15 protein-coding genes are annotated in these 13,041 nt (G+C 65.8%); 6 read left to right on the plus strand and 9 right to left on the minus strand.

What is annotated here, in order from left to right; translation table 11 throughout:
- Window positions 1-4 precede the first annotated feature (4 nt).
- Both kdsA and PCQ86_RS05580 read right to left on the minus strand, forming a co-directional pair.
- Entirely contained in the window at window positions 5-862 is an 858-nt protein-coding gene (kdsA, locus tag PCQ86_RS05575; protein ID WP_220638631.1) for a 3-deoxy-8-phosphooctulonate synthase, read from the minus strand.
- A gap of 15 nt (window positions 863-877) precedes the next feature.
- Window positions 878-2,536, minus strand: coding sequence for a CTP synthase (locus tag PCQ86_RS05580; protein WP_270175041.1), 1,659 nt, complete (start codon window positions 2,534-2,536; stop codon window positions 878-880).
- A 91-nt stretch (window positions 2,537-2,627) separates the two neighbouring features.
- Between PCQ86_RS05580 and coaBC the strand changes: the two genes are divergently transcribed.
- The 3 genes from coaBC to PCQ86_RS05595 all read left to right on the plus strand — a co-directional run bounded on the left by coaBC (window position 2,628) and on the right by PCQ86_RS05595 (window position 5,055).
- Window positions 2,628-3,848 (plus strand): bifunctional phosphopantothenoylcysteine decarboxylase/phosphopantothenate--cysteine ligase CoaBC, encoded by a 1,221-nt coding sequence (gene coaBC, locus PCQ86_RS05585; protein ID WP_270175042.1) that lies wholly within the window; start codon window positions 2,628-2,630, stop codon window positions 3,846-3,848.
- A 97-nt stretch (window positions 3,849-3,945) separates the two neighbouring features.
- Window positions 3,946-4,392, plus strand: a complete 447-nt coding sequence (gene dut / locus PCQ86_RS05590; protein ID WP_270175043.1) for a dUTP diphosphatase — start codon at window positions 3,946-3,948, stop codon at window positions 4,390-4,392.
- A gap of 165 nt (window positions 4,393-4,557) precedes the next feature.
- Entirely contained in the window at window positions 4,558-5,055 is a 498-nt protein-coding gene (locus PCQ86_RS05595; protein WP_015912649.1) for a glycine zipper 2TM domain-containing protein, read from the plus strand.
- A 97-nt stretch (window positions 5,056-5,152) separates the two neighbouring features.
- Here the strand turns inward: PCQ86_RS05595 and PCQ86_RS05600 are convergent, their stop codons facing one another.
- The gene (locus PCQ86_RS05600; RefSeq protein WP_011804443.1) at window positions 5,153-5,677 is read right to left on the minus strand and encodes an FKBP-type peptidyl-prolyl cis-trans isomerase; all 525 of its coding nucleotides are present in this window, start codon (window positions 5,675-5,677) and stop codon (window positions 5,153-5,155) included.
- A 53-nt stretch (window positions 5,678-5,730) separates the two neighbouring features.
- On the opposite strand from PCQ86_RS05600, the gene PCQ86_RS05605 reads away from it, so the two are divergent.
- The 3 genes from PCQ86_RS05605 (at window position 5,731) to PCQ86_RS05615 (ending at window position 7,838) form a co-directional block, all read left to right on the plus strand.
- Window positions 5,731-6,852, plus strand: a complete 1,122-nt coding sequence (locus tag PCQ86_RS05605) for a cupin domain-containing protein (RefSeq protein WP_270175044.1) — start codon at window positions 5,731-5,733, stop codon at window positions 6,850-6,852.
- Between the two features lie 23 nt (window positions 6,853-6,875).
- The gene (locus PCQ86_RS05610) at window positions 6,876-7,388 is read left to right on the plus strand and encodes a hypothetical protein (protein ID WP_015912652.1); all 513 of its coding nucleotides are present in this window, start codon (window positions 6,876-6,878) and stop codon (window positions 7,386-7,388) included.
- Window positions 7,389-7,583: 195 nt separating this feature from the next.
- Window positions 7,584-7,838: a hypothetical protein gene (locus PCQ86_RS05615; RefSeq protein WP_270175045.1), complete on the plus strand. Its 255-nt coding sequence runs from the start codon at window positions 7,584-7,586 to the stop codon at window positions 7,836-7,838.
- 223 nt (window positions 7,839-8,061) lie between these two features.
- On the opposite strand, the gene PCQ86_RS05620 is transcribed toward PCQ86_RS05615, so the two are convergent.
- The 6 genes from PCQ86_RS05620 to PCQ86_RS05645 all read right to left on the minus strand — a co-directional run bounded on the left by PCQ86_RS05620 (window position 8,062) and on the right by PCQ86_RS05645 (window position 12,928).
- Window positions 8,062-8,844: an MBL fold metallo-hydrolase gene (locus PCQ86_RS05620; RefSeq protein ID WP_270175046.1), complete on the minus strand. Its 783-nt coding sequence runs from the start codon at window positions 8,842-8,844 to the stop codon at window positions 8,062-8,064.
- A gap of 33 nt (window positions 8,845-8,877) precedes the next feature.
- Window positions 8,878-9,966, minus strand: a complete 1,089-nt coding sequence (gene bamC, locus PCQ86_RS05625) for an outer membrane protein assembly factor BamC (protein ID WP_015912654.1) — start codon at window positions 9,964-9,966, stop codon at window positions 8,878-8,880.
- A gap of 83 nt (window positions 9,967-10,049) precedes the next feature.
- The gene (gene dapA, locus PCQ86_RS05630; RefSeq protein WP_123675126.1) at window positions 10,050-10,946 is read right to left on the minus strand and encodes a 4-hydroxy-tetrahydrodipicolinate synthase; all 897 of its coding nucleotides are present in this window, start codon (window positions 10,944-10,946) and stop codon (window positions 10,050-10,052) included.
- Between the two features lie 34 nt (window positions 10,947-10,980).
- A complete protein-coding gene (locus tag PCQ86_RS05635) occupies window positions 10,981-11,577 on the minus strand; it encodes a class I SAM-dependent methyltransferase (protein WP_270175047.1) in 597 nt (198 codons plus the stop codon).
- A 2-nt stretch (window positions 11,578-11,579) separates the two neighbouring features.
- Entirely contained in the window at window positions 11,580-11,708 is a 129-nt protein-coding gene (locus PCQ86_RS05640; RefSeq protein WP_255352793.1) for a hypothetical protein, read from the minus strand.
- 2 nt (window positions 11,709-11,710) lie between these two features.
- Window positions 11,711-12,928 (minus strand): MFS transporter, encoded by a 1,218-nt coding sequence (locus tag PCQ86_RS05645; RefSeq protein ID WP_011804452.1) that lies wholly within the window; start codon window positions 12,926-12,928, stop codon window positions 11,711-11,713.
- Between the last annotated feature and the right edge of the window lie 113 nt (window positions 12,929-13,041).

The following is a 13,041-nucleotide window of genomic DNA, read 5'->3' on the forward strand; positions in this document are numbered from 1 at the left end:
GGTGTCAGGCTCCAAAGTTGTTTTCGAGAAAACCGTTCTTCTTGGTCACGTCGTCGAGCGCCACCAGCGTTTCAAGCAACGCGCGCATGTGCTTGAGCGGCACGGCGTTGGGGCCGTCCGACCAGGCCTCGGCGGGCTTGGGGTGCGTTTCCATGAACAGGCCCGCCACGCCGACGGCCACGCCGGCACGGGCCAGCACGGGCACCATGTCGCGCGCGCCTCCGCTCACGGCGCCCAGGCCGCCGGGCTTCTGTACCGAGTGGGTCACGTCGAACACCACGGGCGCGCCGGAATTGCGCATCTCGGCCAGGCTGGTCATGTCGGCCACGAGGTTGTTGTAGCCAAAGCTCACGCCGCGCTCGCAGGCCAGGAAGCGGTCTTCCGACAGGCCCACCTCGCGCGCGGCGGCGCGGGCCTTGTCGATGACGTTCTTCATGTCCCAGGGCGCAAGGAACTGGCCCTTCTTGATGTTCACCGGCTTGCCGGACTGCGCCACGGCGCGGATGAAATCCGTCTGCCGGCAGAGGAAGGCGGGAGTCTGCAGCACATCAACCACGCTGGCCACCTCGGCCACGTGCGAGGTGTCGTGCACATCGGTCAGGATGGGCAACTGCAGCTGGCGGCGCACTTCGTCCAGGATCTTCAAACCGGCATCCAGGCCGACACCGCGCTTGCTGGTGCCGGACGAGCGGTTGGCCTTGTCGAACGAGCCCTTGTAGATCAGCGGGATGCCCAGCGGCGCGCAGGCTTCCTTGAGCTGGCCTGCGACGTCTAGGGACATCTCCAGGCCTTCAATGGAGCAGGTGCCCGCGATCAGAAAAAAGCGATGTTGAAGGCCAACGTCGAATCCGCACAGCTGCATGGGCTTTCCTTCCAATCAGGCTTTCGCCGCTGGCTTCTGGTGTTCCACGGCCGCCTTGATGAAGGCGTTGAACAGCGGGTGGCCGCTCCAGGGCGTGGACTTGAACTCGGGGTGGAACTGCACGCCGATGTACCAGGGGTGAACGCTCTTGGGCAGCTCGACGATCTCGGTCAGGTGCTCACGCTGCGTGAGCGCCGAGATCACCAAGCCGGCGGTGCGCAGCTTGTCCAGGTACTGCACGTTGGCCTCGTAGCGGTGGCGGTGGCGCTCGGTCACCACGTCGCCGTAGATGCTATGGGCCAGCGTGCCCGGCTGCACGTCGGAGGACTGCGCGCCCAGGCGCATGGTGCCGCCCAGGTCGGAGTTGGCATCGCGCGTCTTGATGGTGCCGTCCTCGTCCTTCCACTCGGTGATGAGGGCGATCACGGGGTGCTTGCAGTGTGCGTCGAACTCGGTGGAGTTGGCGCCCGCCAGGCCCGCCACATTGCGCGCATATTCAATGGTGGCCACCTGCATGCCCAGACAGATGCCCAGGTAGGGCACCTTGTGCTCGCGGGCATAGCGGGCGGTGGAGATCTTGCCCTCCACACCGCGGCTGCCGAAGCCGCCGGGCACCAGGATCGCGTCGTATTGCGCCAGCTGTTGCGCGGCGTTGTCGTCGGTGATGGTCTCGGAATCCAGGTGGGTGATCTTCACGCGCACATGGCTTTGCATGCCTGCATGCTTGAGCGCCTCGTTGACGGACTTGTAGGCGTCCGACAGTTCCACGTACTTGCCCACCATGGCGATCTGCACCTCGCCGCGCGGGTGCTCGGTCTCATACACCAGGTCGTCCCAGCGCTTGAGGTTGGCGGGCGGTGTGTTCAGGCGCAGCTTGTCGCAGATCAGTCCGTCCAGGCCCTGCTCGTGCAGCATGCGCGGCACCTTGTAGATGGTGTCCACGTCCCACATGGAGATCACGCCCCATTCGGCCACGTTGGTGAAGAGGGAGATCTTCTCTTTCTCTTCCTCGGGCACGGCGTGCAGCGCGCGGCACAGCAGTGCGTCGGGCTGGATGCCGATCTCGCGCAGCTTCTGCACGGTGTGCTGCGTGGGCTTGGTCTTGAGTTCGCCGGCCGCGGCGATCCACGGCAGGTAGGTCAGGTGCACGAAGGCCGAATTGTTCGGGCCCAGCTTCAGCGAGAGCTGGCGCACCGCCTCCAGGAAGGGCAGCGACTCGATGTCGCCCACCGTGCCGCCCACCTCGCAGATGGCCACGTCCACGGCGTCTGGCGTGCCGATGCCGGCGCCGCGCTTGATGAACTCCTGGATTTCATTGGTCACGTGCGGGATCACCTGCACGGTTTTGCCAAGGTAGTCGCCGCGGCGCTCCTTCTCCAGCACGGACTGGTAGATGCGGCCGGTGGTGAAGTTGTTGGCCTGCTTCATGCGCGTTTCGATGAAGCGCTCGTAGTGGCCGAGGTCCAGGTCGGTTTCGGCGCCGTCGTCGGTCACGAAGACCTCACCATGCTGGAAGGGCGACATGGTGCCCGGGTCCACGTTGATGTACGGGTCGAGCTTGATGAGGGTGACTTTGAGACCCCGCGATTCGAGGATCGCGGCAAGGGAGGCTGAGGCGATTCCCTTGCCCAGGGAAGACACCACACCGCCGGTGACGAAGACGAATTTGGTCATGTCTTTGATGGTGGTGGGAAATTGGGATTGTAATCAGCCCACTGCAGGGATGCAGTGGCAGGGGCCATGCCCTCTGCTAAATTGCGCCCCCATGAACGAACAGTTGGCTGGCAAACACATTGTCCTGGGCTTGAGCGGCGGCGTGGCCTGCTACAAATCGGCGGATCTGTGCCGGCTGCTGGTGAAGGCCGGCGCCACGGTGCAGGTGGTCATGACCGAGGCGGCTGCGCAGTTCATCACGCCCGTGACCATGCAGGCGCTGTCGGGACGCAGCGTCTACACCTCGCAGTGGGACGCGCGCGAGGCGAACAACATGCCCCATATCAACCTGAGCCGCGAGGCGGACGCGATCCTCATTGCGCCGTGCAGCGCGGACTTCATCGCGCGGCTGGTGCAGGGGCGGGCCGACGAGTTATTGAGCCTGCTGTGTCTGGCACGGCCCCGGGATCGGGTGCCGTTGCTGCTGGCCCCCGCCATGAACCGCGAGATGTGGGGCCACCCGGCCACTCAGCGCAACCTGGCCCAGGTGGCGCGCGACGGCGCAACGGTGCTGGGCGTGGGCTTTGGTGACCAGGCCTGTGGCGAGACGGGCGACGGCCGCATGCTGGAGGCCGCGGAGATTCTGGAGGAACTGGAGGCCTTCTTCACCCCCCAGTTGCTTACGGGCCAGCACGTGCTGATTACCGCTGGCCCCACCTTCGAGGCCATTGACCCGGTGCGCGGCATCACCAACCTGTCCAGCGGCAAGATGGGCTTTGCGATTGCCCGCGCGGCGCGTGCCGCTGGCGCACAGGTCACATTGGTCGCCGGGCCGGTGCATCTGCCCACCCCGCGGGGCGTGCGCCGCATCGACGTGCGTTCAGCAAAAAATATGCTTGCAATCGTTGAGGAGCAAGCGCGAGAAGCTACTATTTTCATAGCTACGGCCGCGGTGGCGGACTGGCGTCCCGCCACTGCTGCGCTGCACAAGATCAAGAAAGACGGCACGGGCGACGTGCCGGCGCTGGAGTTTGTGGAGAACCCCGACATCCTGGCCACGGTGGCGCGCACCGAACGCGCGCGCGCTGGCCGTCTGTACTGTGTGGGGTTTGCCGCCGAGAGCGAGAACCTGCTGGAGCATGCCAGCGCCAAGCGCGAGCGCAAGGGCGTGCCGTTGCTGGTGGGCAATATCGGCCCGGCCACGTTCGGGCAGGACGACAATGCGCTGCTGCTGGTCGACGCGCAGGGCCATCGTGAACTGCCCCGTGCTTCCAAGGAGGCGCTGGGCCATCAGCTCGTGGCGGAGATCGCGCGGCGCCTTGCCGCCGTTTGAGCGGGTAGGGGCGCACCGGTTGGGCGATGATCGCGGGCTCGGCTCGCGGTGCTGCCGGCGTGACGCCGCTCGACCATTCCTTTGAACCTCTGCTCCCATGAAAATCGACGTCAAGATTCTCGACCCCCGCATGGTGGATCAATTGCCAACGTATGCCACGCCCGGCAGCGCGGGGCTGGACCTGCGCGCGTGCCTGGATGCGCCGCTCACGCTGGAGCCCAACGCCTGGCAATTGGTGCCCACGGGCATCGCCATCTACCTTCAGGACCCGGGCTATGCCGCGCTGATCCTGCCGCGCTCGGGGCTGGGTCACAAGCACGGCATCGTGCTGGGCAACCTGGTGGGCCTGATCGACAGCGACTACCAGGGGCAACTCATGGTCAGCGCGTGGAACCGCAGCCCCCAGGCCTTCACCCTGCAACCCATGGAGCGCCTGGCGCAGTTGGTCATCGTGCCGGTGGTGCAAGCCCAGTTCAACGTGGTGCAGGAGTTTCCGGCCAGCGAGCGCGGTGAGGGCGGCTACGGCTCCACGGGCAAGCACTGAGCGCCAGCGCCGCTGTCGGCCCCTGCCTACATGGCGGGTGCGCACTTCACTACGAGGCCCGCCGGGCGTGGCCGGCAGTGTGCAGGATGCTGTGGTGCTTCAATCTCCCAATGGGTGGCCGCTTTCATGTAGCCATGCTTGCATTGTTAAACCAAGGAGATTTCCATGCGTCCTCATTCCCGCTTCATCGCCTTGGCCGGCTCCGCGCTGGTGGCTGGCGCACTGGTCGCCTGCGCCGAACAGCCGCGCTATTCTGACTACCATCCGACGCCCGGTTACACCAGCCAACCGGCGCCGGGATACACCACCTACCCTAACCAGCAAGGTACCGAGTACGGCACCGTGGCCTACATCGAGGGACTGCAGGCGCGCAACCGCACGTCCGGCGCTGGCGCGATCCTGGGTGCCGTCGTGGGCGGCGTGCTGGGCAATCAAATTGGCTCGGGCTCCGGCCGCACGGCGGCTACCGCCATCGGGGCCGTGGGTGGCGCGGTGGCGGGCAACGCTATCGAAGGCCGCAATAACACCGGCGATTACGAGGCCTATCGCATCACGGTGAACCTGGACCGGGGCGGCCAGCGGGTGTACGAAGTGCCGTCGCCAGGCGATTTGCGCACCGGCGACCGCGTGCGGCTGTATGGCGGACAGATATCACGCATGTAAGACGATTGACGCGCCGATGGCGGCGCCGCGCACACACAACGGGCTCCCGAGGGGAGCCCGTTTTTTTGGGGCTGCTGTGTGTCGAAAGGTGCGTGGTTCAGTGGATCAGGTCGCTGCCCGGCGCCTGCGGCTGAATGCGGAAGAACCCCGTGCCCGCTGTGCCACGGCCGATTTCTTCCTCCGTGGCTTCGCGCACCGCGTGCACCTTGAGCTGCAGCCGCAGTGCGATGCCTGCCAGCGGATGGTTGCCGTCCAGCACCACGTGCTCAGGGTAGATCTGCGCCACGGTGTACAGCGCGTCGCGCCGTGCATCGGGGTTGACGCCTTGGGGCAAAGCCGTTCCCTCGAACGTCATGCCTTCTTCGATATCCGCGGGAAACAGTTGGCGGGGCTCCAGGAAGAGCAGCTTGTCCTGGTAGTCCCCAAAAGCTTCCTCGGGCTCCAGGTGCAGCGAGAGTTCGGCGCCGACGCCATGGCCCTGCAGGGCCTGGTCGATGCGGCCCAGCAGGTCGTCGCCCCCCACGAGGAATTCCACGGGATCGTCGAGCACATCCAGTTCCTCGCCCAGCGTGTCTTTCAGGACCCAGGTCAAGGCGACCACACATTGTTCGGTAATTTCCATAGGAGAATTGTCGCAGTTCACTGCCCTGCCGCGCGCGCGGCCATTTCGATTCCATGGACGTTCAACAACCGCTGGCCCTGCTCGGGGGCCTGAGCCCGGCGCAGTTCATGCGCCGCCACTGGCACAAGAAGCCGCTGCTGGTGCGCCAGGCCATCCCCGGCTTCAAGCCGCTGTTGAGCCGCGCCGAACTGCTGGAGCTGGCGGGGCAGGACGGTGTGGAGTCGCGCTTCATCCAGGATAAGGCCGGCCAATGGGTGCTGCGCCACGGGCCGTTGGCACGCCGCTCCCTGCCGTCCCTGGCCACGCCGCGCTGGACCGCGCTGGTGCAAGGCGTGGATCTGCACAACGATGCCGTGCACGCGCTGCTACAGCAGTTCCGTTTCGTGCCCGAGGCGCGGCTTGATGACCTGATGATCAGCTACGCCACCGACGGCGGAGGCGTGGGGCCGCATTTCGACAACTACGACGTCTTCCTGCTGCAGGCCCATGGGCGGCGGCGCTGGCGCATTGGCCGGCAAAAGGACAAGACGCTGCGCCCCGGCTTGCCGCTGAAGATCCTCGCGGCTTTCGAGCCCGAAGAAGAGCATGTGCTCGAGCCCGGCGACATGCTCTACCTGCCCCCGGGCTGGGCCCACGATGGCATTGCCGAGGGGGAATGCATGACCTATTCCATCGGCTTTCGCTCGCCCAATGGTGCCCAGTTGGCGCATGAGGTGCTGCAGCGCATGGCGGAGGCGGCGGCCGAAGAGGAGGGGGTCATCTACCGTGACGCACAGCAGTCCGCTGTTGCGAACCCGGGAGCCATCCCGGCCGAGTTGCAAGACTTCGCACGCAAGGTGGTGCAGCGCGCGTTGCAGCAGCCTCAGGCGCTGGAGTGCGCACTGGGCGAGGCTCTGACCGAACCCAAGCCCAACGTATGGTTCGAGCCGTCTCCGGCGGGCATGCTGGAGAGCGTGGTGCTGGACCGGCGCACGCGCATGATGTATGACGACAGGCATGTGTTCATCAACGGCGAAAGCTATCGCGCGGCCGGTCGCGATGCGGTACTGATGCGTCGCTTGGCCGACGAGCGTCTCCTGGACTCGCGGGACCTCGCGCGGGCGAGCGATGAAGCATTGGAGCTGCTGTCCGCTTGGTGCGAGGCAGGCTGGGCCCATGCGGGCGCGCAGGCCTGACGTGTCGCCGCCGGAGACAAACCATGGAAGACGCCATCTCGCACGCACAGTCATCGCTGCCCGCTGGCCGGTTTGAAGGGCGGGTGGCATTTCAGCAACTGGTGCGCGATGCCCTGGCATGCGCTGCGCGCGAAGGTTGGCCCGAGCTCATCCTGTCGGACGCCAGCTTCCACGATTGGCCGTTGGGGGAGCGCTCCGTGGCCGATTCCCTGCAGGACTGGGCGCGGGCGGGGCGGCGCTTCGTGCTGGTGGCGGCGGGGTTCGATGAAATCGTGCGGCGGCACGCGCGCTTTGTGCAGTGGCGCGTGCGCTGGGACCACATCATTGTCTGCCGCAAGGCGTCCGTCGCAGATCCGCAGGATGTGCCCAGTGCACTGTGGTCGCCGCTGTGGGCGCTGCAGCGGCACGACCCGGTGCGGTGCAACGGCGTCGCCGGCGCCGAGCCGGAGCGCCGCATCATCCTGCGCGAATCGCTGCAGGAGTGGGTAGACCGCAAGAGCACTCCTGGATTCCCTGCATCCGTACTTGGCCTGTGACGGATTCACCCTCTTTGTAACAAGGGTAGCCAGTTATTCGTGTTATCTACTATTGACGAAATCTTTCTATAATTCCGAACTGGTTTTGCCCCCCCGGCGTTTGCTTCGCAAAGCGTAGCGCCACTGCCTGACTAGCCGCGTGGATGGCGGCGTTGGGCTGTTTGATAACAATCGTTCCGCTTGATAGGACACCAAATGAAGAACTCCGTCGTTCTGGCTGCTTTGATCGCTGCTGCCGCTCTCGCCGCTTGCGGCAAGAAGGAAGAGCCCGCACCTGCTCCCGCTCCTGTGGAAGCTCCTGCTCCTGCACCGGCTGTTGAGCCCGCACCTGCTCCCGCGCCCGCAGCGTCTGTCGAGGCACCTGCTGCTGCCGCTTCCGATGCCGCCAAGGCGGCTGCTGATGCTGCTGCTGCCGCCGCTACCGGCGCTGCCGCTTCCGAAGCCAAGTAAGAACACTCTGATGCCGGGCCCCTCCAAGGGTCGGGCTTGCTGCAAACCCCGTACCGCAAGGTCGGGGTTTTCTTTTTGGCTCTGTCACCTAATCGTGTTGTTCCCCTCGACGAGTAGGGTTGCGGCAAGTCGGCCAAAGCACGCGCCACGCCTGGCTTTGCGGGGGATGCCCCATTTTCACCAACACAAACAGGTGACAGAGCCTTCTTTTTTGGGCAATGGCTCAGTAGCTGGCCTCGATCCAGGGAGTGCCCTCGCGCGGATCGGCCACTACGATGTCACTTGCATGCCACCCCACAGCTTGCGCCAGAGCGGATTGCGCGAGTTCCGGTCGGTTGTTGCGTGCGCTCAGGTGTGCAGCCACCACGTGTCGCAGATTCGGGTGATGTACGGCGTGCAGGATGTCCGCGCTGACATGGTTGGGAAGGTGCCCACGCGGACCTGCGATGCGCCGTTTCAGGAACACGGGATAGTCGCCCGACGCCAGAAGGTCGGCGTCGTGGTTGGCTTCGAGCAGCAGCGCGTGACAGCCCTGTAGCCGTTCCACCACCGTTTCTGCCGCATGGCCCAGGTCGGTCAGTAGGCCGATGTGCGTCGCGCCATCGCTGCAGCGCAAGTGCAATGGTTCACGTGCGTCATGCGGCACGCTGAAAGGATGTGCGCAAAAGCTGCCCATATCGACGGGTACGCCATCGCACGCCACATGCAACAGGCCGTCAAGGTCGGGTGACCCTAGGGCGCCGTAGGTGCCCTCGCTCATCCAAACGGGGATGCGTTCGCGCAGGGCGAGCTTCAGCACGCAGCCCACATGATCGGAATGCTCATGTGTGATGAAGACGGCATCCAACTGCGCCGGGGCCGTACCGGCAGCCTGCAGGCGCCATTGCAGTTGCCGGATGCCCAGCCCGCAATCCACGAGCAGGCGCCGGGTATGCGCGCCGCTGCGCCCTTCAACCAGCGTGGCGTTGCCGGTGCTGCCGCTGGCCAGATTGCGAAAGCGCAGCATCGTGTAGGCGCAAGCAGCGCGGCGCCGCCCCTTTTACTTCAGATCATCCGCGAGCACGCGCACGATGCGCTGTGCATTGGCGGAGGTCTCGGGCGCGCCTGCGGCGTTGAGCACCGACACCGTGCTTCGGTTGCCCTCGCTGCGCACCACGATGCGGTACTTCAGCGGCGGCACCGCGTCGGGCGAGCGGCTGAACAGCTTGCTGAAGAAGCCTTGCTCCTTCTTCTCGGTCGGGGCGACGTAGCGGACGAAGTACACGCCCTGGCTGCGGTCTCGGTCCTCCACGGTGAAGCCGGTGCGGTCCAGCGACACGCCTACGCGGCGCCAAGCGCGGTCGAAGCCTTCATCAAGCTGCACCACCGGCACGTTGTCGACCGTGGCCATGCGCGCGGACGGGGCGGAGGGTACGGGCGCTGCGGCGGCGGCCTTGGATTGCTCCTCGCTCACGCCCAGCTTGACCATCAGCCGGCGCAGGAATTCGGTTTCCAGTTCCGGATCAGCCGGGCGGGGCTGCCAGACGGTGTTGTCCTTCTGGGTGTTGGTGTAGACCTCCACCATGCCGCGGTGGCTGATGTAGATCTCCGTGCCGCCGCTGGCGTTGCGCTCCAGGCGGGTCCGGAACTTGTCGCGTTCGCCCGTGGAATACAGCGAATCGAAGACCTTGCCAATCGTGGAGCGGATGATGTCCTGCGGCAGCTTGGCGCGGTTTTCGGCCCAGTCGGTCTCCAGCAGGCCGAGCTTGGGTTGTTCCAGCACGTACACGAAGCCGTTTTCGATCCAGAAGTCACGCACCGGGTCCCACAGTTGGTCGGCAGGGCGGTCCACCACCAGCCATCGTTGGTTGCCGTCGCGCTCGATGCGTACGTCTCCAATGGACTTCGGGGCTGCGCTCGCCGCGCCGCGGGGCTGTTGCGCCTGGCCGGCTTCGAAAGCGGCAGCAGACACGACGCCGCCAGGCACCGTGTAGCGTGTGTCGCGCGAGAGCTGCGTCAGGTCCGGAGGCACCTCCAGCGTTGCCCCCTTGGTGGCGCTTTTGTAATCGATCTTGTCGTTCTCCAGCACGGAGCAAGCGGACAGGGTCACGGCAAGGCCCAGCAGGCCCAAACGGGTGGTAGCGTTCACGCGAAAATCCTCATTGATCCAGATTCGGCCGGGAGCGTTCCAAATACGCTGCAAGCTGGCAACAGGCTGGGTGAAATTAGAGCTTAGAGCAGCCCCGCGGCGCGCAGGGCGGCCTCGACCACGGCTTCGTTGCCCTGGCTCAGGGGCGTCATGGGCAGGCGCATAGCGCCGCCGCACAGGCCCATGCGTTGCACAGCCCACTTCACGGGGATGGGGTTGGCCTCTACGAACAGTTGCTTGTGCACGGGCATCAGGCGGAACTGGATCTCCATGGCACGGCGGGTGTCGCCGGCCAGCGCGGCTACGCACAGCTCGTGCATCAGGCGGGGCGCCACGTTGGCCGTCACGCTGATGTTGCCCTGGCCGCCGCACAGCATGAGCGCCACGGCCGTGGGGTCATCGCCGGAATACACGGCGAAGCCCTTGGGCACGTCGCGGATGAGCCATTGCGCGCGTTCGATGTTGCCTGTGGCTTCCTTGATGCCCACGATGCCCGGCACCTGCGTGAGGCGCAGCACGGTTTCGTGCTGCATGTCCGCCACCGACCGGCCGGGCACGTTGTACAGCACCATCGGCAGGTCGCCCACGGCCTCGGCGATCGCCTTGAAGTGGCGGTACTGGCCTTCCTGTGTGGGCTTGTTGTAATAGGGCACGACCTGCAACTGGCTGTCGGCGCCGACCTTCTTGGCGAACCTGGCCAGCTCGATGGCCTCGGCCGTGGAATTGGCGCCGCAGCCCGCCATGATGGGTACGCGCTTGGCGGCTTGTTCCACGGACACGCGAATGATTTCGCAGTGCTCCTCCACGTTCACCGTGGGCGATTCGCCGGTCGTGCCCACCACGCCGATGCAGTCGGTGCCTTCTGCGATGTGCCAGTCGATGAGTTTGCGCAGCGCGGGGTAGTCCACACTGCCGTCGTCATGCATGGGCGTGACGAGGGCGACGATGCTGCCGGTCAGGGGGGCGCTGGGAGAAGTCATGTCCGCGTTCAAAAACGGTAAAAACACATTCTAACTAGACGGGGCCCTGCAGCGGCGTGCGCAGCGGCGTGCGCAGCGGCGCGCGCAGCGGCCCGTCCATGGACGGCGCAGGCCGCACGGCGGCGATGCGCTGCACGAAGCGCGCGGGCGCGTCGAGGAAGCCTTCCTCGTAAGCCACGATGCGCAGGGCCCGGCAGGCCTGCAGCAGTTCGCCCGGCCTCAGCAGGAATTCGGCCCGCGCGGGCCGGCCGACAGTTTCGTTGCCCACGGCGAAGGTCTCATAGAGCAGCACGCCACCGGGCGCCACGCTGTCCACGATGGTGGGCAGCAAAGGACGCCACAGGTAATTGGTGACCACCACGCCGGCAAAGCGCTGCCCGGGCAGGGGCCAGGGGCCAGCCTCGATATCCGCAACGATCGTCGCGCCCCATGGTGCTATGCTTTCAATAGCTTCTGGCGCTTTATCTATGCCCGTTACCGGGTGTTTTCTTTCATAGAACCAGCGCATGTGACGGCCGTGACCGCAAGCCACGTCCAGCACACTGCCGCCCGCAGGCACCAGGTGGGACCAGCGCTGTATCCATTCCGAGGCCGCGGGCAGCGGCGCATGGGCGGTGCCGTGCGGGGCCATCGTCAGAAGCAGGCCCAGATCTGGTCCGCCAGCGTCAGCATGAAGTCGGGCTGCAGGTACAGCGCGAACACCCCCAGCAGCACCGCGAGCAGCGCAACTGCGACGATCGACCGCTTGTACAGGGTGCGCATGGTCAGGCCGCCTGAGGGGTGGCGCGCACGATGGCGCCCTCGCGTACGGGCAGGTTCACCAAGCCGGCGAGGATGCCCAACACAATCGCCAGGTACCACACGATGTCGTAGCTGCCCGTGCGGTCATACAGATAGCCGCCCAGCCACACGCCCAGGAAGCTGCCGATCTGGTGGCTGAAGAACACGAAGCCGCTGAGCATGGACAGGTGCTGCACCCCGAAGATCTGCGCAACGGTGGCATTGGTGGGGGGCACCGTGGACAGCCACAGTGCGCCGATCACGGCCGAGAACACGTAGACCGACAACGGCGACAGCGGCACCAGCAGGAAGATGGTGATGGCCACGGCGCGGGCGAAATAGATGAACGCCAGGATGTGGCGCTTCGGGATCCGTTGGCCCAGCGAGCCCGCGATATAGGTGCCGAACACGTTGAACAGCCCGATCAGCGCCAGCGCATAGCTGGCCACCTGGGGCGTGAGGCCCTGGTCGCGCAGATAGCTGGGCATGTGCACGCCGATGAACACCACCTGGAAGCCGCACACGAAGTAGCCGGCGGTGAGCAGCAGGAAGCTGCGGTAGCGCAGCGCCTCAGCAAAGGCCTCGCCCACGGACTGGGTACGTTTGACGGGGGCGCTGCCATGAAAGCCCGGCTCGCGCAGGCCGAAGGCCAGCGGAACGATCAGGATCACCATGGCCGAGAGCACCAGCAGGGCCTCTTGCCAGCCCAGGCGCAGGATCAGTTGCCCCTCCAGCGGCACCATGAGGAACTGGCCGAACGAGCCCGCCGCAGCGGCCACGCCCATGGCCCAGGAGCGCTTGTCGGCCGGGATCTGCCGGCCCAGCACCCCGTAGATGATGGCGTAGGTGGTGCCCGCCTGTGCAGCGCCGATCAGCACGCCCGTGGTCAGCGAAAACAGCAGCGGCGTGGGAGACAGCGCCATGCCGGCCAGGCCCATGGCGTAGAGCGCTGCGCCGCCGATCAGCACGCGGAAGGCGCCCAGGCGGTCGGCCAGCATGCCGCCAAAGATGCCGAACAGACCCCAGGACAGGTTCTGAATGGCCATGGCCAGGGCAAAGGTCTGGCGTGTCCAGCCCATGTCCTGGGTGATGGGCTGCAGCCACAGGCCGAAGCCGTGCCGGATGCCCATGGACAGAGTGACGATGGCGGCGCCGCAGATCAGCACCTGGGCCATGGACAGTTTTCGGGTTGCGTCGTGCATCCGGCGAATGTAGCGAAAACCCGTGTCGCCTGCTTGGCGCCCCCCTGTGCAGCACGCTGGCGGGGCAAGAAAGCGTCACCATCCTGGTTTTATATCCAGCACTACAATCCGCC

Origin of the sequence: Diaphorobacter sp. ED-3 (assembly GCF_027625375.1) — a bacterium.
GTDB lineage: Bacteria > Pseudomonadota > Gammaproteobacteria > Burkholderiales > Burkholderiaceae_C > Diaphorobacter > Diaphorobacter nitroreducens.

Excerpts from the sequence above, each read along its gene's own strand:
- kdsA (WP_220638631.1), bottom strand. The coding sequence starts at position 862 with ATGCAGCTGTGCGGATTCGACGTTGGCCTTCAACATCGCTTTTTTCTG.
- PCQ86_RS05580 (WP_270175041.1), bottom strand. The coding sequence starts at position 2,536 with ATGACCAAATTCGTCTTCGTCACCGGCGGTGTGGTGTCTTCCCTGGGC.
- coaBC (WP_270175042.1), top strand. The coding sequence starts at position 2,628 with ATGAACGAACAGTTGGCTGGCAAACACATTGTCCTGGGCTTGAGCGGC.
- dut (WP_270175043.1), top strand. The coding sequence starts at position 3,946 with ATGAAAATCGACGTCAAGATTCTCGACCCCCGCATGGTGGATCAATTG.
- PCQ86_RS05595 (WP_015912649.1), top strand. The coding sequence starts at position 4,558 with ATGCGTCCTCATTCCCGCTTCATCGCCTTGGCCGGCTCCGCGCTGGTG.
- PCQ86_RS05600 (WP_011804443.1), bottom strand. The coding sequence starts at position 5,677 with ATGGAAATTACCGAACAATGTGTGGTCGCCTTGACCTGGGTCCTGAAA.
- PCQ86_RS05605 (WP_270175044.1), top strand. The coding sequence starts at position 5,731 with ATGGACGTTCAACAACCGCTGGCCCTGCTCGGGGGCCTGAGCCCGGCG.
- PCQ86_RS05610 (WP_015912652.1), top strand. The coding sequence starts at position 6,876 with ATGGAAGACGCCATCTCGCACGCACAGTCATCGCTGCCCGCTGGCCGG.
- PCQ86_RS05615 (WP_270175045.1), top strand. The coding sequence starts at position 7,584 with ATGAAGAACTCCGTCGTTCTGGCTGCTTTGATCGCTGCTGCCGCTCTC.
- PCQ86_RS05620 (WP_270175046.1), bottom strand. The coding sequence starts at position 8,844 with ATGCTGCGCTTTCGCAATCTGGCCAGCGGCAGCACCGGCAACGCCACG.
- dapA (WP_123675126.1), bottom strand. The coding sequence starts at position 10,946 with ATGACTTCTCCCAGCGCCCCCCTGACCGGCAGCATCGTCGCCCTCGTC.
- PCQ86_RS05635 (WP_270175047.1), bottom strand. The coding sequence starts at position 11,577 with ATGGCCCCGCACGGCACCGCCCATGCGCCGCTGCCCGCGGCCTCGGAA.
- PCQ86_RS05640 (WP_255352793.1), bottom strand. The coding sequence starts at position 11,708 with ATGCGCACCCTGTACAAGCGGTCGATCGTCGCAGTTGCGCTGCTCGCG.
- PCQ86_RS05645 (WP_011804452.1), bottom strand. The coding sequence starts at position 12,928 with ATGCACGACGCAACCCGAAAACTGTCCATGGCCCAGGTGCTGATCTGC.